At 69.0% G+C, this 19,503-nt stretch carries 18 protein-coding genes; 14 read left to right on the forward strand and 4 right to left on the reverse strand.

Annotated elements, in window-relative coordinates:
- Positions 1-17: 17 nt before the first annotated feature.
- The 12 genes from AC5RTY_RS15700 (at position 18) to AC5RTY_RS15755 (ending at position 12,533) form a co-directional block, all read left to right on the forward strand.
- Positions 18-515: a DUF3180 domain-containing protein gene (locus AC5RTY_RS15700; RefSeq protein WP_494001933.1), complete on the forward strand. Its 498-nt coding sequence runs from the start codon at positions 18-20 to the stop codon at positions 513-515.
- The gene (locus tag AC5RTY_RS15705; RefSeq protein ID WP_494001934.1) at positions 508-1,020 is read left to right on the forward strand and encodes a PH domain-containing protein; all 513 of its coding nucleotides are present in this window, start codon (positions 508-510) and stop codon (positions 1,018-1,020) included. Before AC5RTY_RS15700 ends, AC5RTY_RS15705 begins: the two co-directional genes overlap by 8 nt.
- Positions 1,017-2,660 carry a PH domain-containing protein gene (locus tag AC5RTY_RS15710; RefSeq protein ID WP_494001935.1) on the forward strand — a complete coding sequence of 548 codons (1,644 nt, stop codon included), beginning with the start codon at positions 1,017-1,019 and terminating at the stop codon, positions 2,658-2,660. The genes AC5RTY_RS15705 and AC5RTY_RS15710 overlap by 4 nt, the downstream gene beginning before the upstream one ends.
- The gene (locus AC5RTY_RS15715) at positions 2,644-3,561 is read left to right on the forward strand and encodes a Rossmann-like and DUF2520 domain-containing protein (RefSeq protein WP_494001936.1); all 918 of its coding nucleotides are present in this window, start codon (positions 2,644-2,646) and stop codon (positions 3,559-3,561) included. The genes AC5RTY_RS15710 and AC5RTY_RS15715 overlap by 17 nt, the downstream gene beginning before the upstream one ends.
- Positions 3,558-4,463, forward strand: a complete 906-nt coding sequence (gene panC, locus AC5RTY_RS15720) for a pantoate--beta-alanine ligase (RefSeq protein WP_494001937.1) — start codon at positions 3,558-3,560, stop codon at positions 4,461-4,463. The genes AC5RTY_RS15715 and panC overlap by 4 nt, the downstream gene beginning before the upstream one ends.
- Before the next feature lie 66 nt (positions 4,464-4,529).
- Positions 4,530-6,047 carry a lysine--tRNA ligase gene (gene lysS, locus AC5RTY_RS15725; RefSeq protein ID WP_494001938.1) on the forward strand — a complete coding sequence of 506 codons (1,518 nt, stop codon included), beginning with the start codon at positions 4,530-4,532 and terminating at the stop codon, positions 6,045-6,047.
- 2 nt (positions 6,048-6,049) lie between these two features.
- Positions 6,050-6,208 (forward strand): hypothetical protein, encoded by a 159-nt coding sequence (locus AC5RTY_RS15730; protein WP_493978318.1) that lies wholly within the window; start codon positions 6,050-6,052, stop codon positions 6,206-6,208.
- A 223-nt stretch (positions 6,209-6,431) separates the two neighbouring features.
- Positions 6,432-6,764, forward strand: coding sequence for a histone-like nucleoid-structuring protein Lsr2 (locus AC5RTY_RS15735; RefSeq protein WP_493978319.1), 333 nt, complete (start codon positions 6,432-6,434; stop codon positions 6,762-6,764).
- 165 nt (positions 6,765-6,929) lie between these two features.
- The gene (locus AC5RTY_RS15740) at positions 6,930-9,428 is read left to right on the forward strand and encodes an ATP-dependent Clp protease ATP-binding subunit (RefSeq protein ID WP_494001939.1); all 2,499 of its coding nucleotides are present in this window, start codon (positions 6,930-6,932) and stop codon (positions 9,426-9,428) included.
- Between the two features lie 154 nt (positions 9,429-9,582).
- Positions 9,583-11,703 carry a S9 family peptidase gene (locus AC5RTY_RS15745; RefSeq protein WP_494024887.1) on the forward strand — a complete coding sequence of 707 codons (2,121 nt, stop codon included), beginning with the start codon at positions 9,583-9,585 and terminating at the stop codon, positions 11,701-11,703.
- Positions 11,704-11,712: 9 nt separating this feature from the next.
- Positions 11,713-12,222 (forward strand): amino-acid N-acetyltransferase, encoded by a 510-nt coding sequence (locus AC5RTY_RS15750; RefSeq protein WP_494024886.1) that lies wholly within the window; start codon positions 11,713-11,715, stop codon positions 12,220-12,222.
- 98 nt (positions 12,223-12,320) lie between these two features.
- The gene (locus AC5RTY_RS15755) at positions 12,321-12,533 is read left to right on the forward strand and encodes a hypothetical protein (protein WP_494024885.1); all 213 of its coding nucleotides are present in this window, start codon (positions 12,321-12,323) and stop codon (positions 12,531-12,533) included.
- A gap of 61 nt (positions 12,534-12,594) precedes the next feature.
- Here AC5RTY_RS15755 and AC5RTY_RS15760 read toward each other — a convergent pair whose 3' ends face one another.
- Positions 12,595-13,560, reverse strand: coding sequence for an HhH-GPD family protein (locus AC5RTY_RS15760; protein WP_494024884.1), 966 nt, complete (start codon positions 13,558-13,560; stop codon positions 12,595-12,597).
- An 86-nt stretch (positions 13,561-13,646) separates the two neighbouring features.
- Between AC5RTY_RS15760 and AC5RTY_RS15765 the strand changes: the two genes are divergently transcribed.
- Positions 13,647-14,276: a hypothetical protein gene (locus AC5RTY_RS15765; protein WP_494024883.1), complete on the forward strand. Its 630-nt coding sequence runs from the start codon at positions 13,647-13,649 to the stop codon at positions 14,274-14,276.
- Positions 14,277-14,292: 16 nt separating this feature from the next.
- Here AC5RTY_RS15765 and disA read toward each other — a convergent pair whose 3' ends face one another.
- The 3 genes from disA to AC5RTY_RS15780 form a co-directional block, all read right to left on the reverse strand.
- Positions 14,293-15,366, reverse strand: coding sequence for a DNA integrity scanning diadenylate cyclase DisA (gene disA, locus AC5RTY_RS15770; protein ID WP_494001944.1), 1,074 nt, complete (start codon positions 15,364-15,366; stop codon positions 14,293-14,295).
- A gap of 103 nt (positions 15,367-15,469) precedes the next feature.
- Positions 15,470-16,837: a DNA repair protein RadA gene (gene radA, locus AC5RTY_RS15775; protein WP_494024882.1), complete on the reverse strand. Its 1,368-nt coding sequence runs from the start codon at positions 16,835-16,837 to the stop codon at positions 15,470-15,472.
- 29 nt (positions 16,838-16,866) lie between these two features.
- A complete protein-coding gene (locus AC5RTY_RS15780) occupies positions 16,867-17,994 on the reverse strand; it encodes an FUSC family protein (protein ID WP_494013364.1) in 1,128 nt (375 codons plus the stop codon).
- Positions 17,995-18,328: 334 nt separating this feature from the next.
- Between AC5RTY_RS15780 and pstS the strand changes: the two genes are divergently transcribed.
- A complete protein-coding gene (gene pstS, locus AC5RTY_RS15785) occupies positions 18,329-19,441 on the forward strand; it encodes a phosphate ABC transporter substrate-binding protein PstS (protein WP_494001946.1) in 1,113 nt (370 codons plus the stop codon).
- Positions 19,442-19,503: the final 62 nt, after the last annotated feature.

Genomic DNA, 19,503 nt, shown 5'->3' on the forward strand with positions numbered 1-19,503 from the left:
GGCGGGGTGGGGGCTTCGTGAGGACCATCAGATACCGCTGGCTGGCGACCATCGCCGTCGTCACGGCCGTGCTGGGCTGGCTGGGCAACCTGCTCGCCGGGCGCGGCGGGCTGCCGGTGCCCGTCCTGCACCTCTCCTCGCTGGCGACCATGGCCGCCATCGCCGTCTTCACCCTGGTGCTCGGCCTCAAAGTGCGCCGCTGGCGCAACGGCAACCGGGACAAGGAGCTGAATCCGGTACTCGCGGCCCGCACCCTCGTGCTGGCGCAGGCCTGCGCCTATGCCGGGTCGCTGATCTTCGGCTGGCACAGCGGCATCATGGTGGACCAGCTCATGCTGCTGCTGTACCGGCCCGGCCTCGGGGCGCTGCCGGCCGTGCTGGCTATGATGGGCGGTGGCCTGGTCATGGTGGTGATCGGGCTGGTGGTGGAGCGTTTCTGCAAACTTCCGCCCGAGGACACCGAAGCGGCCCAGGACAACGGTACCGAGGCCCAAGGCGAGGGGGAGTATGCCTAGCGAAGCGATCGATCCGGCCGGCATCAGCTGGATCCGGGTCTCGCCCAAGTACGTCACCGTACGACTGGTCAGCTGGGCCATTTTCACGGTCGTCGCCGTCGCCCTGCTGTCCACCCCGCTCGTCCTGGCGCTGACCGGCCTCTGGCCCGGCTTCCCGGCGTGGCTCGGCTGGCTGCTGAGCCTGGGCACGCTCGCGCTCTGCGTCTGGGCCGGGCTCTTGATCCCGCGCCAAGTCAGGGCCATCGGGTATGCCGAACGCGACGAGGACCTTTTGATCCGGCGCGGACTGTTTTTCCAGCGCGTCATGGTGGTCCCCTACGGCCGGATGCAGTACGTGGATGTTGGCGTGGGGCCGCTGGAGCGGGCCTTCGGCCTGTGCTCGGTGAAGCTGCACACCGCCAGCCCGCAGACCAACGCCGGCATTCCGGGGGTGCCGGCGGCAGAAGGAGCCCGGCTGCGCGAACAACTCTCCGACCGCGGGCAGGCAAGGCTGGCCGGGCTATGACCGTACCCGGCAGCAACGGGCAGGCCCCGCTGCCCGGGCAGGGGCCGGATGCGCCCGGCGAAGTAGTGCCGGCCTCCCAAGGGGTGCCCCTGGCACCGGACGCCACCGGCACCTGGCACCGGGTTCACCCCGTTTCGCCGCTGGTCCGCGGCTGGATTGCGCTGGCGGCGATCGCCTACTTCTTCGGCCGGGACTGGTTCGAGGCCATGTTCCGGGGCGACGAGTTCTGGGGACTGAGCGGCGGCCGCGCCGTCTGGACCGTGCTGGTCATGGTCGTGGTCGCGGTGCTGCTGGTGGGCGGATTCTTCCTCTCCTGGTGGTTCACCCGGTACCAGGTCACCGACGACCATGTCCGGGTGAACTCCGGCGTCCTGTTCCGCCAGCACCGCCAGGCGCGGCTGGACCGGGTGCAGGCGATCGACGTCATCCAGCCGCTGCTGGCACGGATCTTCGGCCTGGCCGAACTTAAATTCGAAGTGGCCGACGCCGGAGAATCGGCCGTGCGGCTCGCCTACCTGCCGCTGGCGTCGGCGCAGCAGCTGCGCGCCACCATCCTGGCCCGGGCGGCCGGCCTGCGCGGCGATCCCGCGCACCCCCAGGAAGCGGTGGCCGAAGCCCCCGAACAGCAGATCCTGGCCATCCCGGGCGGACGTATACTCGGCGCGGCGCTGCTGTCCGGAACCACGCTGTTCCTGCTCATCATGCTGATCGCGGCCGGGCTCTCGACCTTTGTGTTCGGTGCCGCGTTCGGCCCGGCCTTTCTGGTCCCCGCGGCGTTCGGCGTGGTGGCCGGCTACTGGTCCACGTTCAGCACCGGCTACAACTTCCGCGCCGCCATCTCCCCGGACGGCATCCGGCTCCGCTACGGCCTGCTGGAGACCCGGGCGCAGACCGTCCCGCCCGGCCGGGTGCAGGCCGTGGAGATCATGCAGTCGCCGCTGTGGCGCCTCAAGGGCTGGTACCGGATGCGCGTGAACGTGGCCGGCTACGGCCTCAGCGCGGAAAACGCGGGCGCCCGCACCACGTTGCTGCCGGTGGGCACGCAGCAGGAAGTGATGCAGATGCTTGCGCTGGTGCTCCCGGACCCGGGCACCGAGGACCCGTTCACCGTCTTCGGGGCGGGCCTTGACGGAATCGCGGGCAAGGACAGGGACGACGCCGGCGCCTCCGACGGCGGATTCGTCACCTCGCCGCGGCGGGTGCGGTGGCTGTCCTGGCTGACCTGGCGGCGCAACGGCTTCGCCGTCACCGGGACCGCCCTGCTGGCCCGCAGCGGCAGGCTCTGGCGCAGCCTCTCGGTGGTGCCGCACGAGCGGACCCAGTCCATCGCGCTGCACCAGGGCCCGCTGGCCCGCCGCCTGCGCGTGGCGGACCTGCGCCTGCATACGACCGCCGGACCGGTCACGCCGGTGATCTACCAGGTCGACGCCGACACCGCCCGCCAGCTCTTCGACGAGCAGTCGGTCCGGGCCGCCGCGGCCCGGCGCCGCAGCGTCCCGGAACGCTGGCTGGAAGCCCGGGAGTCCGGGGCCGGTCCCGTCCCCGGGGCGGCCGAGGGGCCCGCGGGCGGCGTCCGCGGGCCGGCGCAGCAGGACGAACCACAAGGAAGCAAGGAGGGCCGCGATGGCCGGCAGGAGTAGGCCCGGACGGTTGGGCATCGGCGTGATCGGTGCCGGCAAGGTCGGCGCCGTCCTCGGTGCCGCGCTGCGCGGCGTGGGGCACGCCGTCGTCGGGGTGTCAGCGGTTTCCGAGGACAGCCGGGAGCGGGCGGAGAACCTGCTGCCCGGCGTCCCGGTGCTGCAGATCCCCGAGATCGTGGAACGGGCCGAACTGGTGCTGCTGGCGGTGCCGGACGATGCCCTGCCGGAGCTGGTGGACGGTCTGGCCGCGGCCGGGGTCTGGCAGCCGGGCCAGCTCGTGGTGCATACCTCCGGACGCTACGGCACCGCCGTGCTGGGGCCGGCCCGGGCCAAGGGTGCCATCCCGCTGGCCATCCACCCGGCCATGACGTTCACGGGCATGAGCTTGGACCTGGCCCGGCTCAATGACTGCAGCTTCGGGGTGACGGCCGAGGCCACGGTGCTGCCGATCGCCCAGGCGCTGGTCGTGGAGATGGGCGGCGAACCGGTGGTCATCGCCGAGAAGGACCGCACGCTCTATCACGCCGCCCTGGCGCACGCGTCGAACCATCTGGTGACCATCGCGGCCCAGTCGGCGCAACTGCTGGCCGAGGCCGGCGTGGAGCAGCCGGACCGGGTGCTCAGCGGGCTGATGCGGGCCTCCCTGGAGAACGCGCTGGCCTCCGGGGAAGCGGCCCTGACCGGGCCGGTGGCCCGCGGCGACGCCGGCACCGTCCGCAGCCACCACGAGGCGCTGCTGCGCCGCGAGGTGGATTCGGGCGGCACCGACATCCGGCTGGCCTACGAGGAGCTGGCACGGGCAACGGCCCAGCGTGCCCTGCAACGCGGCCTGCTCAAAGAGGCCCGCGCAACCGAAATCCTGGACATCCTTGCCCAGTCCCGTCCGGAGGAGAACGCGTGACGACCCGCCCCCGCCTGGTGAAAACCCATGCCGAATTGAAGGACGCCACGGCCGGCCTGCTGGCGGCAGTCGGGACCGCCGGGCGGCCTTCGCTGGGGCTGGTCCCGACCATGGGAGCGCTGCACGCAGGCCACGCTGCGCTGGTGCGGGCCGCGCGGCAGGCGTGCGACGTCGTCGTGGTTTCCGTGTTCGTGAATCCGCTCCAATTCGGCGAGCAGCAGGACCTGGACCGCTACCCCCGCACCCTGGAAGCCGACCTGGACCTGCTGGCGACGTGCGGGGCGGACGTGGTGTTTGCCCCCGCAGTCGAAGAGGTCTACCCGGACGGCGAGCCGCTGGTCAGGATCGACGCCGGTGCGCTGGGCGCGAAGTTCGAGGGCGCCTCCCGGCCGGGCCACTTCGACGGCGCCCTCACTGTGGTGGCCAAGCTGCTCCATTACGGGCTGCCCGCGGCGGCCGGCGCGGCCGGCTACCGCGCCTACTTCGGCCAGAAGGATGCGCAGCAGCTTGTGCTGGTCAAGCGGATGGTGGCCGACCTGAACTTCCCGGTGGACATTGTGGGTGTGCCCACGGTGCGCGACGACGACGGGCTGGCACTCTCCAGCCGCAACCGTTTCCTCAACGACGCCGAGCGGGAAGCGGCGCTGGTGCTTTCCCGCAGCCTGGCGTACCTCCGCGGACAGGCCGACCGGCACGAACCCTTGGACGTGGACGGCGCGCTGGCCATGATCGAGTCGGTGCCGCCCGTCCGGCTGGACTACCTGGAAGTGGTGGATCCCCGCACGCTCGAGCCGCTGGCCTTCAACTGCAGGGAGACCCCGTTCACCGGCGAGGCCCTGGTGCTGGTCGCCGCGCAGGTCGGCCCGGTTCGGCTGATCGACAACGCGCAGCTCGGCTACTGACGTCCGCGGATGGAAGCTCCGGGACGTTTGGCTGGCCCGGCCCCGGTACCGGTACCCTTAACTACCGTGACCCGCGATAATTCCCCCACCCCACTTCCCGCAGCCGAGGCTGCCGACGCCTCCGAGCAGATGCACGTGCGCATGGCCAAGCGCGCCAAACTCTTGGAGCGCGGCGTCGAGGCGTACCCGGTGGGCGTGGACCGGACCCATACGCTGGCCGAGGTGCGCGAAAAGTACGGCCACCTCGAGGCAGACGAGACCACCGGCGACGTCGTGGGAGTGTCCGGGCGCGTGGTCTTCATCCGCAACACCGGCAAACTCTGCTTCGCGACCCTGCAGGAAGGCAGCGGCGTCCGTCTGCAGGCAATGTTGAGCCTGGCGAACATCGGCGAGGAAGCGCTCGCGGACTGGAAGGCCCTCGTGGACCTGGGCGACCATGTGTTCATCCGCGGCGAAGTCATCAGCTCCAAGCGCGGCGAGCTGTCCGTGATGGCCGACAGCTGGCAGATGGCCTCCAAGGCGTTGCGTCCGCTGCCCGTGCTGCACGCCGGCCTGAGTGAAGAGACCCGCGTGCGGCAGCGGTACGTGGACCTCATGGTGCGCGACGAAGCACGCCAGATGGTTTACACCCGCGCCGCCGTCATTCGCTCCATCCGCGAAACCCTGCACTCCCACGGCTACGTGGAAGTGGAAACCCCCATGCTGCAACTGGTGCACGGAGGCGCGACGGCCCGTCCCTTCGAGACACACCTAAACGCCTTTGACCAGGACATGACCTTGCGCATTGCCACGGAGCTGTACCTCAAGCGCGCGGTGGTCGGCGGCATAGACCGGGTCTTTGAGATCGGCCGGATCTTCCGCAATGAAGGCGTTGACTCCACCCACAGCCCCGAATTCACCACGCTGGAAAGCTACGAGGCGTATGCCGACCAGTTCGTCATGGGGGAGCGCATGAAGGAAATGATCCTGAATGTGGCCGACACCATCGGCACGCGCGTCATTGAAACCCCGCAGGGCACTATTGACCTCAATGGGGAATGGCGCTGGCTCGGTGTCTATCCCGGTTTGTCCGAAGCGGTGGGCCGGGAAATCACCCCGCAGACGGGCGGTGAAGAGCTGCGCGACATTGCCGAACAGCACGGCGTGAAGATCGACCCGAAGTGGGATACCCAGAAGGTGGTCGTCGAGCTGTTCGGTGAAATCGTCGAACCGACGCTGCTGCAGCCGACCTTCGTTTACGACTACCCGCCGGCAGCGCAGCCGCTCGCGCGCAACCACCGCGACAATCCGGAGTTGATTGAGGCCTGGGACCTGATTATCGGGGGCATGGAACGCGGCACCGCTTTCTCCGAGCTGATTGATCCGGTGATTCAGCGCGAACGCCTGACCGAGCAGTCGCGAATGGCGGCGGCCGGAGACGAGGAAGCGATGCAACTGGACGAAGACTTCCTGCGTGCCCTCGAATACGGCGCGCCGCCGATGGGCGGTATCGGACTGGGCATCGACCGATTGGTGATGCTTTTCACCCAGGCGGGAATCCGCGAAACGATTCTGTTCCCGCTGCTGAAGCCGGAGCTGGGCTGAGCATGGAATATCTGTGGGTACTTGCGCCGTCGCTGGGTGTCGGGCTTTTGTTCTATTTCGTGATGAAAGCCATATTCAACGCCGACCGGAAAGAACGCGAAGCGCTGGCCGAGGCCGAACGCGAGGCCGAAAGGCGCGCGGCCGAAGGCCGCGAGGAATAGGGGAAGGCCCCGGACAAGCATCAATTGTCCGGGGTTTTTCCTTTAATCACATTCGCCCGCGCTATACCGGTATTTCCCACCTGGTCAAATCGGATCTGATCCATGGCGGGATTGCAGGACGATCGAATCCGGCTGTATTGCCTTGAAATGGAGTGTAGGACATAATAAGTATGGTTCGGATTATACCGGACATATAGATCCACCCACCCAAAAGGAGCCTTCTGTGGCGCAAGAAGTAAAAATCATTCTGGTTGATGATCTGGATGGTGGCTCGGCCGATGAAACGGTCCGGTTCAGCCTGGATTCCAGCAGCTACGAAATTGATCTTTCTTCATCGCATGCCGAGGCGCTTCGCGACGCGCTCAAGCCGTACATTTCTTCCGGCCGGAAGATTCCTGCCCGGGGCTCCAAGGCCGCCAAGCCGGCCGGCGGCACACGCAACCAGGACGCCTCGGCGATCCGCGCGTGGGCACGGGAGAACGGTTACAACGTTAGCGACCGCGGACGTGTGCAATCCGAAATCATCGAGGCCTACAAGGCCGCCCACGGGGGATAACGGGCGGCCCGTTCCATCACGGGCAGATCGATCGGCGGGGCGGACAGGCAACTGTCCGCCCCGTTTGCCGTCCTGCAGGGGGGCATTACCCCTAGGGCGAACAGAACGCACAACAGCCATCCGGGCACGTAGCATCAAAGTACGCAGTAGCTAGGAGTGTGCGAGATGTTTGAGAGATTTACCGACCGTGCCCGTCGCGTTGTCGTGCTGGCTCAAGAAGAAGCCCGCATGCTCAACCACAACTACATCGGCACCGAACACATCCTCCTCGGATTGATCCACGAGGGTGAGGGCGTTGCCGCCAAAGCACTGGAGTTCCTCGGCGTCTCCCTGAACGGCGTTCGTGAGCAGGTCCAGGAGATCATCGGCCAGGGCCAGCAGGCTCCGAGCGGCCACATTCCGTTCACGCCGCGTGCCAAGAAGGTTTTGGAGCTGTCGCTGCGCGAGGCCCTGCAGCTCGGCCACAACTACATCGGCACCGAGCACATCCTGCTGGGCCTGATCCGCGAAGGCGAAGGCGTGGCCACGCAGGTGCTGGTCAAGCTGGGCGCCGACCTCAACCGCGTGCGCCAGCAGGTCATCCAGCTGCTCTCCGGCTACCAGGGCAAGGAGCCGGTCACCGCCGGCCAGCAGCAGGAAGGCACTCCTGCAGGATCGGTGGTGCTGGACCAGTTCGGCCGGAACCTCACACAGGCTGCGCGTGAATCCAAGCTCGACCCGGTCATCGGGCGCGAGCACGAGATGGAACGCGTCATGCAGGTGCTCTCCCGCCGCACCAAGAACAACCCGGTGTTGATCGGTGAGCCCGGCGTCGGCAAGACCGCCGTCGTCGAGGGCCTTGCCCAGGCGATCGTCCGCGGCGACGTGCCGGAGACCATCAAGGACAAGCAGCTCTACACGCTGGACCTGGGGTCCCTGGTGGCCGGGTCACGCTACCGCGGTGACTTCGAGGAGCGGCTGAAGAAGGTCCTGAAGGAAATCCGGACCCGTGGCGACATCATCCTGTTCATCGACGAGATCCACACCCTGGTGGGTGCGGGTGCCGCCGAGGGCGCGATCGACGCGGCCTCCATCCTGAAGCCGATGCTGGCGCGTGGCGAACTGCAGACCATCGGTGCCACCACCCTGGACGAGTACCGCAAGCACATCGAGAAGGACGCCGCGCTGGAGCGCCGGTTCCAGCCGATCCAGGTGGAAGAGCCGTCCGTGGAGCACGCCGTGCTGATCCTCAAGGGACTGCGGGACCGCTACGAGGCGCACCACCGCGTGTCCATCACCGACGGCGCCCTGGATGCCGCCGCGCACCTGGCCCACCGGTACATCTCCGACCGCTTCCTGCCGGACAAGGCAATCGACCTGATCGACGAGGCCGGGGCGCGGCTGCGCATCCGCCGGATGACCGCACCGCCGGAGCTCAAGGACATCGACGAGCGCATCGCCGAGCTGAAGAAGCAGAAGGAATCGGCCATCGACGCCCAGGACTTCGAGGGCGCCGCGACGCTGCGGGACCAGGAAGGCAGGCTGCAGGACGAGCGGGCCGAAAAGGAACGCGCCTGGAAGTCCGGGGACCTGGATGAGATCGCCGAGGTGGACGAGGACCTGGTGGCAGAAGTGCTGGCCAACTCCACCGGCATCCCCGTGTTCAAGCTGACCGAGGAAGAATCCAGCCGCCTCATGCACATGGAGGCCGAGCTGCACAAGCGCGTGATCGGCCAGGACGAGGCGATCAAGGCCATCTCCCAGGCGATCCGCCGTACCCGTGCCGGCTTGAAGGACCCCAACCGTCCCTCCGGCTCGTTCATCTTCGCCGGCCCCACCGGCGTCGGCAAGACCGAGCTCGCCAAGGCCCTGGCGGAATTCCTCTTCGGCGAGGAAGACGCGCTGATCACCCTGGACATGTCCGAGTACTCGGAGAAGCACACGGTCTCGCGGCTGTTCGGTGCCCCTCCGGGCTACGTGGGCTACGAGGAAGGCGGTCAGCTGACCGAAAAGGTCCGCCGCCGCCCGTTCTCCGTGGTGCTATTCGACGAGGTGGAGAAGGCGCACGCCGACCTGTTCAACTCGTTGCTGCAGATCCTCGAGGACGGCCGCCTGACGGACAGCCAGGGACGCGTGGTGGACTTCAAGAACACGGTGATCATCATGACCACCAACCTTGGCACCCGCGACATCTCGAAGGGCGTCATGACCGGTTTCCAGTCCGGCACGGACACCAAGACCGGGTACGAGCGGATGCGCGCCCGGGTCCAGGATGAGCTCAAGCAGCACTTCCGGCCCGAGTTCCTGAACCGCGTCGACGACACCGTGGTCTTCCCGCAGCTGAGCGAGGAAGAAATCGTCCAGATCGTGGATCTGTTCGTCGAGCGCCTGCGGAAGCGGCTCGCCGAGAAGAACCTCAAGATCGACCTGACCGACGCGGCCAAGGTGCTGCTGGCCACCCGCGGCTACGATCCCACCATGGGTGCCCGGCCCCTGCGCCGGACCATCCAGCGGGAGATCGAGGACCAGCTCTCCGAGAAGATCCTCTTCGGCGAGTTCCACCCGGGCGAGACCATCCACGTGGACGTCGAGGGCGAAGACGACGCCGCGACGTTCGTCTTCAGCAGCACCGGAGCGCCCAAGGCAATCGAGGGAGTCCCGGACACCCCGGCACTGTCCCAGTAGCCTGCACCGTACTGCGCAGGGAGAGCCCCGGCTTCGGCCGGGGTTCTCCCGCTTAACCGGAGGGCGTTGACCCCGGGGCCGGAGGCGGCGTAGCAAAACCGCGTATTGCCGCCATCTCCTGTGATCCGGCACACAAGTAGTGTTTACTTACTCCATGCGTTCTGAAGCAATCACTTCCGAAATGCGGCCCGAGCTGCCCCTCCAGCAGGGTGCCGCCACCCCGTTCCACGACCTGGACCGCTTCATCGCGTTGCCGCGGCTCGGCTCCCTGGCCCTCAGCCCGGACGGCAGCCGCCTGGTAACCTGCGTCAGCGTGCTGAACCCCGCCTGCACCGACTACGTCTCGTCCCTCTGGGAGGTCGACCCGGCCGGTCAACGCCCGGCACGCCGGATGACGCGCAGCTCCAAGGGCGAGTCCGGCGCGGCTTTTGCCCGCAACGGCGACCTGTACTTCACGTCCGCCCGCCCGGATCCCGAGGACCCGGAGAAGGAACCGATTCCGGCCCTGTGGCGCTTGCCGGCCGCCGGGGGCGAAGGCCGCATGGTGCTCTCCCGCCCGGGCGGGGTCGCGGCGGTGCGCTGCGCGCGGGAAGCCGACACCGTGGTGGTCGACGCCCAGGTGTTGGGCGGAGCCGTCGACGAAGAGGACGACGCCGACCGCCGTGCCGCGCGGAAGGACAAGAAGGTCTCGGCGGTCCTGCATTCCGGGTACCCGGTGCGCTTCTGGGACCACGATCTGGGGCCGGGACAGAAGCGGCACTTCGTGCTGGAGGACAATGCGGAGGAGGCTGCCCGAACCATAACCGTGGACGACGAGCCGCAAGTCCGGCTGCGCAACATCACCGGCTGGGCGGGAAACGCCTTGCTGGAAACCGCCGCCGAGCTGAGTCCGGACGGCGCCACCCTGGTGGTCAACGTCCGCCGGCCGCTGGCGCGGGGCGACGCCCGCAGCGTGCTGGCCGCCGTGGACACGGCCACCGGCGTGCAGCGGATCCTGCTTGAGAGCCCGGACACCGACTATGCGCCGGGCCCGGTCAGCCCCGACAACCGCACCGTTGTAGTGGTCTGCGAGACCGTCTCCGGGCCGCAGACCATTCCTTCCGTGACCCTGGGCCTGCTCCCGCTGGCCGGCGGCGAGTTGCGGCCGCTGGCAGCCGACTGGGACCGCTGGCCCAGCCCCGCAGCCTGGCTGCCCGACGGTTCGGGCCTGCTGGTCACCGCAGACGACGGCGGCCGCACCCCGGTGTTCTGCATCGACGTCGTCACCGGTGCCGTGCGCCAGGTGACGCGCGACGATGCGGCCTACACCGACGTCGTGGTCAGCCCGGACGGGCAGTTCGCCTACGCGCTGCGCAGCTCCTACCTGTTTCCGCCCGAGCCGGTGCGCATCGACCTGTCCTCCGGCGAGGCCACGGTCCTGCCCTCGCCCGCGCCCCGCCCGGAGTTGGGCGGGAGGCTGGAAGAGATCACGACGACGGTGGCCGCCGGGGGCGCGAACATCCCGGTGCGTGCCTGGCTGGCCCTGCCCGCTGAAGCGTCCGCGCAAAAGCCGGCGCCGCTGGTGCTGTGGGTGCACGGCGGCCCGCTCGGCTCCTGGAACGCGTGGAGCTGGCGCTGGTGCCCCTGGCTGCTGGTGGCGCAGGGGTACGCGGTCCTGCTGCCGGACCCGGCCCTGTCCACCGGCTACGGCGACGACTTCATCCGGCGGGGCTGGGGGCAGTGGGGGCAGGCGCCCTATGAGGACCTGATGGCCATCACCGACGCCGCCGTGCAGCGTGATGACATCGACGGGACGCGGACGGCCGCGATGGGCGGTTCCTTCGGCGGTTACATGGCCAACTGGATCGCCGGGCATACCGACAGGTTCCGGGCCATCGTGACCCACGCCAGCCTTTGGGCGCTGGACCAGTTCGGGCCGACGACGGACGTCTCCCCGTACTGGGAGCGGGAGATGACGCCGGAGATGGCGCTCGAGAACTCCCCGCACCTGCACGTGCAGAACATCAACACCCCCATGCTGGTGGTGCACGGGGACAAGGACTACCGGGTGCCGATCGGGGAAGGGCTGCGGCTCTGGTACGAACTGTTGTCGCGCTCGCAGCTGGCCGCCGGAGCGGACGGGAAGACCCCGCACCGGTTCCTGTACTTCCCGGACGAGAACCACTGGGTGCTCTCACCGCAACATGCCCGGATCTGGTATTCGGTGGTGTGCAACTTCCTCGCCCGCCACGTGCTGGAGCAGGAGACGGAGTTGCCGGCCGAACTGGGGCTTTAGACTGGCTGGGTGACCGACGCCTTCAGTATCCGCCCCGCCCGCACCTCCGACGTCGTCCAGATCCGCCGGCTGGTCAAGCCGCTGGCCGACAAGCGGGTGCTGCTGGAGAAGGAGGCGGTGGCATACTTCGAAGGCATCCAGGAGTTCCGGGTCGCGGAGACCCCGGCGGGCGAGATCGTGGGCTGCGGGGCCGTGCACGTCATGTGGGAGGACATCGCCGAGGTCCGCACGCTGGCCACCGCCGCGCACTGGCGCGGCAGGGGAGTGGGCCGGGCCCTGCTCGACGAGCTGATCGCCGCCGCCAAGGACCTGGGCGTCAGCCGCGTGTTCTGCCTGACCTTCGAGGTGGACTTTTTCACCCGGCACGGGTTCGAGGTGATGGCCGACCAGTCGGTGGTGGACCCCGACGTATATTCCGAGCTGCTGCGTTCCACGGACGAAGGCGTGGCGGAGTTCCTCGACCTGGCCCGGGTCAAACCCAATACCTTGGGCAACACGCGGATGATCCGCAGGCTTTGATCGCCCGTCCGTCGACACGTTCCGCCCGGGCCCCTAGGGTGGAGGCGTTGGGGAGGGAACAGCCGGCCCCTCGCGCCGGCGCGACGGTAAGGATGACCATGGGTGTGGAAGATGTCCCCGGCGGCGGCAAGGCAGAGCAGCAGGACGGCTCGGCCAAACTGCAGGGAGACAAGCTGGACGGCCTCAGGGACAAGGCCGGTGATGCCGACGGCGACCAGCAGGAGCAGAGCGGCGGCCCAGACGGACCGGGCGGCCAGGCCGACGGGATTGTCGGGGGCCGGCAGGAGCCCTTCGACGGCGGGGACAACTAGCGGCCCCGCCGGGCCGCAGCGAGGGCTGCGCTCCCACCCGCCGGCTGCAGGAACCGGTTTCCTACCCGGGCAGGCCGACGCCCCCGCCCGACGCGACGGCCAAACCGTCCGCGATCAGCCCGTCCAGGGCGCGGCCGAGTTGTTCGTCCCCGGCAGGCAGTGCGCGCAGTGCCGCGAGCGGCGTCCGGTAAGCCGCGGGCAGATCGGCCAGGTCAACGCTGCCGAGCAGGACCTCGCGCGGAACCGAGGACTCGGCCTCGCGCAACACGGCCATCATGGCTCCGCGCACCTGCCGGTCGGTGCCCGCCCAGGCCTGGCCCTTGGGCACGTAATGGGCCTCGGGCCGGCCGGCCCTGACCCAGGCACAGCGGTCCAGGACCGGGCAGGCATTGCACTGCGGCGACCTCGCCGTGCAGATCAGCGCGCCGAGTTCCATGACGGCGGCATTCCACTCCTTGGCGCCCTGGGCCGGCATCAGCTGGTGCGCCGTGCGCATTTCGGCGGCAGTCAGCGACGGCGCGGGCAGCGCGGCTCCGGTGACCAGCCGGGCGTGCACGCGGCGGATGTTCGTGTCCACCACGGTTTCCGGCAGCCCGAACGCGAAGGAAGCGACGGCGGCCGCGGTGTAGGTTCCGACGCCGGGGAGCTGCAGCAGGCTGGCATGGTCATCCGGCACGCGGCCGCCGTGCCGGTCCACGATGGCGGCAGCTGCGGCATGCAGGCGCAGCGCACGGCGCGGATACCCCAGCCTGCCCCAGGCCCGGACCGCTTCCCCGGCCGGATCGGCGGCGAGGTCGGCCGGGCGCGGCCAGCGCCGCATCCACTGCTCCCAGACAGGCAGCACCCGGACCACGGGGGTCTGCTGCAGCATGAATTCGCTGACGAGGATGCCCCACGGGCTGCAGTCCGCGCGGCGCCAGGGCAGGTCCCGCGCGCTGGCCGCGAACCAGGTCCGGATACGCGAATGCAGCAGTTCGGCTTCGGCCGGTTCTGTGGACAGTGCCGGTGCGGCGGCGGGGCGGGGCATGGAACTCCTACGGTGTGACCAACCAATACTGTACTGCCCGGCGTGGTGGTGACGGCACGGGCCGCCGCTGTCCTTAGCCTTAAGGCATGGCAGGCAACGGCACATCCGGCACCCGCGGGCAGGCTCCCGTCCGGCGGCCCAGCCCTGCCGTTTACCGCCGTCGTCGTCTGGTGGTGCTGGCCCTGGCCGTGCTGCTGCTGGCTGCCCTGGTGGCCGCCGGATGGTGGGTCGCCGGCCTGCTGGGCCGGGGAGATCCCGAAGCAGCGGCGGAGGCGCCGGAACCGGCGGCCTCCAGTCCCGCGGCCGCCAGCCCGGCATCCCCGGGCCCGGCAGGCTGCGAGGACCAGGACGTCGTCGTCCGGGCGGAAACGGACGCCCCGGCGTACGGCAGCGGGGAGAACCCCACCCTCATCCTGGAGGTGGCCAACGAGGGCAAGGGGCCGTGCGAAGTCAACGTCGGCACCGACGCCATGGAATTCCTGGTCACCAGCGGAGAAGACCGGATCTTTTCCTCCAAGGACTGCCAGGTGGACCCCGAGCCGTTGATGATGACCCTTGAGCCGGGCAAGGCCGAGCAGGCCCGTTTCGTCTGGGAACGGAACCGCACCGCACCGGGCTGCACCCCGGTGGAAGCCAACCCGCAGCCGGGCACCTACGTCCTGGTCACCAAGCTGGACAAGAAGACCAGCGACAGGACCGTGTTCGAACTGCGCTAGCGCACGCCCGAAGGGATCAGAGGAACCGGTCCAGCAGGCTGGTTTCGGCGATGCGGGACAGGCCCTCGCGGATCACGCGGGCCCGCTGTTCGCCGATGCCGTCCACCGCCATCAGGTCGTCGATATTGGCCGCCATCAGCGACTGCAGTCCGCCGAAGTGGTCGACCAGCCGGTCCGCCACCGCCCGCGGCACCGACTTGACTGCGGCCAGCAGCCGGTAGCCGCGCGGCTGGACCACGGCGTCGAGGGAGTCCTGGCCCACCTGGATGCCGATCACGCTGGCGACGCGGCCCAGGTCGATCAGGTCGTTCGAGGTGAAACCGCGCAGCGTGTGCAGGGCGGCGTCGACGTCGATGCCGCCCTTGATGTCCGCGTAGTCGCGCAGGATCATCTCGCTGTCCGGGCCCAGCCCCGAGGTCAGTTCATCCAGCTGCAGGGAGAGCAGGCGCCCGTCCACGCCGAGCTCCAGCACGTACTGGGAGATCTCGTCCGAGATGCGGCGGACCATTTCCTGCCGCTGCAGGGTGACCGCCACGTCCCGCACGGTGACCATGGCCTCGATCTCCAGCGCGGACAAGGAGCTCGTGACCTGGTCCAACCGGGCGCGGTACCGCTCCAACGTGGCCAGCGCCTGGTTGGCGCGGGCGAGCACCGGCTCCGAGCCCTCCAGCACGTGCCGGATGCCTTCCACATACAACGCGATGATCTGCATGGACTGGCTGACCGAGATGACCGGCAGCCCGGTCTGGATGGCGACCCGTTCGGCGGTGCGGTGGCGCGTGCCCGACTCCTGCGTGGGAATCGACGGGTCGGGGACCAGCTGCACGGCGGCCTTGAGGATGTTCGCCGCGTCCTTGTCGCAGACGATCGCCCCGTCCATCTTGGCCAGTTCGCGCAGCCGGGTGGGGGAGAAATCGATCCCGATGTCGAAGCCGCCGCTGCTGATCTTTTCCACCTGCTGGTCGTAGCCGAGCACGATGAGCGCGCCGGTGCGCCCGCGGAGAATCCGTTCCAACCCGTCGCGCAGCTGGGTTCCCGGAGCTACACGGGCCAGGGTCGCCTTAAGGGCGTCCTCGGGGCTCTTGACCATGGGGGAGTTTCCTTAGGGCCGGCGGGCATGGGGACGAGGCCGCCGTCCTGACAGCCCCAGGGTCCATGATAAGGCCGGACCTCGGCTAATCCGCTCCCGGCGCTCAGCGGAACAGCGTGGACAGCGCTTCGGAGACTGTGTGTACTTCCTTGACCGTGAAGCCGGCCGGCACCGGGCCTGCCCCGTCGGGGGACGCCGGCACGATCGCGTGCGTGAACCCGAGCCGTTCGGCCTCCTGGATCCGCCGCAAGATTCCCGGTACCGGCCGCACTTCGCCGGCCAGACCGACCTCGCCGAAGGCGATCAGCTGGGCCGGGAGCGGCTGGTTGGTCTTGGCCGAGGCGATGGCCAGCACGGTGGCCAGGTCCGTGGCGGGTTCGCTGAGCCGGACCCCGCCCACCGTCGCCACGTAGCTGTCGTCCTTGTGCAGCGACATGGAGGCGCGGCGCTGCAGCACGGCCATCATCATGGCCACACGGGAAGAATCCAGCCCGCTGGTGGCTCGCCGCGGCTGCGCATTGGAGGTCTCGGCCAGCAACGCCTGCACCTCGGCCACCAGCGGCCGCCGACCCTCCAGCGTCACGGTGATGCAGGTGCCGGAGACCGGGTCCTTGGTCCGGGACACGAACAGGCCGCTCGGGTCCGTCAGGCCTTCGATGCCGGCCTCGGTCAGGTCGAAGCAACCCACCTCGTCGGTCGGGCCGTAGCGGTTCTTGACCGCACGCACCAGCCGCAGGCGCGAGTGCCGGTCGCCGTCGAACTGGCAGACCACGTCCACGAGATGCTCCAGCAGCCGGGGCCCGGCGATCGAACCGTCCTTGGTTACGTGCCCCACCAGGATGGTGGTCATGCCCTTGCGCTTGGCGGCGTTGATCAGCGAGGCGGCGACCTCGCGCACCTGCGTCACGCCGCCGGCGGCTCCCTCCACCGCGCTGCTGCTGAGCGTCTGGACCGAGTCCACGATCAGCAGCGCCGGCTCCAGTTGCTCCACGTGCCCCAGCGCTATGCCGAGGTCTGTCTCGGCGGTCAGGTACAGGTTGTCCGCCACCGCCGAAATCCGTTCGGCCCGCAGCTTCACCTGGGCCGCCGACTCTTCGCCGGTGACGTAAAGCACGTCGCGGTCCAGCCGGGCTACCCGGGCGGCAACATCCAGCAGCAACGTGGACTTGCCGATGCCCGGCTCGCCGGCCAGCAGGATGACCGCACCGGGGACCAGGCCGCCGCCGAGCACCCGGTCGAGTTCGCCCACGCCGGTGGCCCGGAAGGCCGCGGAGGTGGCATCGACGTCGGCAATTCGTTCCGCGGGCCGCGAGACGGCGGCCGCGGCCGTGGTGCGCGCCACCACCTGGGTGGCCTCTTCAACCGTTCCCCAGGCCTGGCACTCGCCGCACCGGCCCACCCATTTAGCCGTGCTCCAGCCGCACTCGGCGCAGCGGTAGGCGGGGGCCTTGGAACGGGTCTTGGTGCTCATGGACCCACAGTAACCGGGGCGCCGGACAATCAGAGCCTGGGCAGGTAGGACGTGGCGTCGTCCTGGCTCAGCCCGGCGGCCTTGAGCAGGTCCACCATGAGCGGCCGGAAGACCAGGATCAGGCCCTCGCCCTCCAGAGTGATGACGCCGAGGGTCTTGGGGTGCAGGCGCGTGGCAATCTCCGCCAGATCGTTGCGGGCGCCGGAGAGCCGGCGTTCGCGGGCGCCCGGGTCCCGGTCGGAAAGCCCGGCAGCGAGGATTTCGACGGCGTCGGCGGTCTCCTGGAGCACTTCGGAGAAGCTTGCGATCGCCTCGTCGGACATGGCCGCGTGGTTGATCACGGATGTCAGGCGCCGGGAGAAGACCCGGCTGTTGCGCATGGCCAAATCCGCCATCTCCGCAGCATCCTGCAGGTCCCCCACTTCGTCCCGGTGGCGGCGGTGCGCGGGCGAAATCCGGGCCACTTCCCGTGCCGAGCTGAAGCTGCCGCGGACGTCGTCGATCAGGTTCTGGCTGCCCCGCGCCCTAACCAGGGCGTGCCAGGCCTTGGTGGAGTCGCTGTGGGCGAGGGCGACGGAACACTCGCGCAGCACCGAGGCGAGTTCGTCGAGGAGCGTCTGCAGCTTGGAACGCGGTTCGGAGCGCGGGTCGCCGGGGATCAACATGGTCACGAGCATCGCGAAGGCGCCGCCGATGACGGCATCGAGGCTGCGGGTGAACGGCCCCCCGTCCGGGGCGGGCAGCAGCACCACCAGCACCGACTGCAGCGCCATCTGCGTGGTGAAGATGGTGCCGCTGTCCAGGAACCGGGCCAGGAGGATGGAAACCAGCAGCACCAGGGCTGCCTGCCAGATGCCCGGCCCGAGGAAGTGCAGCAGCAGATCGCCCACCGCGATGCCCAGCGTGCAGCCGATGGCCACTTCGAGCACTTTGCGCGCCCGGGGCCCCGTGGAGAAACCGAGCGCAATGATGGACGAGGTGGCGGCGAACAGCGGGCCTTCGTGGCCCAAGACCTGCTCGGCCACGACGTAAGCGGCAACGGCGCAGAAGGTGATCCGCACCGCGGGCATGACCGAGGACTTGCTGCGGCTGAAGCCGGCGCGTCCGCGTTTGCGCAGGAACGACCGGGCCTGTGCCAACGGGGTGCCTGCGCTCATGTTCCCAGTCTAGGCGGGGCTCGCCCGGCCTAGACCGGCCCCACCCGGCCTCGGCAAGGCCCCGTCCGGGCCCACGGCGTCGGCACAGGCCGCCCCCGGGCCCCCGTCCGGCCTGCAAGACCCCGGCCCGGCCCCCGCCCCTAGTATGAGTGCGCTCACAAAGGCAAGGCCTGCACGCCGTCGGTTAGTAAACCGTCCGGTCTTGTTCACCTTGCGTTCACTTTGGCCGTGCACATTCTTTACGTGGCGCCCATAGCCTCGAGGGAGCACGACGCCAGGGCGAAAACACGTCCGGTCGTCCTGATCCGTTCTCACCCTGAAAGGGACCATACACGTGAAGGCACTTCGCATCGGCCGCGCGGCCGCCGTCCTCTCCGTTGCAGCGCTGGCGCTGACGGCCTGTGGCTCCGACAACGCCACCGGCAGCCAGGCCGCCGCAGGCAGCACCGAGACCGCAGCAACGGTTTCGGGCACGCTCTCCGGCGCGGGCGCTTCCTCGCAGGATTCCGCCATGCAGGCCTGGATTGCCGGCTTCGGCGCGCAGAACCCCGAGGCCAGCGTGCAGTACTCGCCGGACGGCTCCGGCGCCGGCCGCGACGCCTTCCTGGCCGGCGGCGTGCAGTTCGCCGGCTCGGACGCCTACATGGACGAGGAAGAATGGGAGCAGGCCAAGGAGGTCTGCGGCCCCGACGGCGCCATGCACATCCCCGGCTACGTCTCCCCGATCGCCGTCGCCTTCAACCTCGAAGGCGTGGACTCCATCAACATGGACGCCGAGACCATCGCCAAGGTCTTCCGCGGCGAAATCGCCACGTGGAACGACGAAGCCATCGCTTCGCAGAACGAGGGTGTGGAACTGCCCGACACCCCCATCACCGTGGTCCACCGCTCCGACGAGTCCGGCACCACCGAGAACTTCGTGGAGTACCTGGCTGCCGCCGCCGGCGACGTCTGGACCGACGAAGTCTCCGGGGAATGGCCCGCCAAGCTCCAGGCCGAGAACGCCCAGGGCACCTCCGGTGTGGTTTCCGCCACCACCGCGACCAACGGGGCCATCACCTACGCCGACGCTTCGGCCGTCGGCGACCTGGGTACCGTGAAGGTCAAGGTCGGCGAGGAATACGTCGAACTGAGCCCCGAGGCCGCGTCCAAGGCCGTTGAGGCTGCCACCCCGGTCGAGGGCCGCGGCGAGCTTGACATGTCCCTGGACCTCGACCGCGACACCACCGAATCCGGCGCCTACCCGATCGTGCTGGTTTCCTACCACATCTACTGCTCGACATATGCTGATCAGAACACCGTTGACCTGGTGAAGGCCTTCGGCAACTACGTGATCAGCGAAGAAGGACAGCAGGCCGCGCAGGACTCGGCCGGCAACGCGCCGATCTCCGAGACCCTGCGCGAGCAGGCCAAGGCGGCTATCGACTCCATCTCGGTGAAGTCGTAGCCCACACGAAGTCCGGTTGGCCCCGCGCCGTCGCAGTTTGACGCGCGGGGCGCAGCCGTGTT

Source organism: Arthrobacter sp. Y3224055, assembly GCF_059090825.1.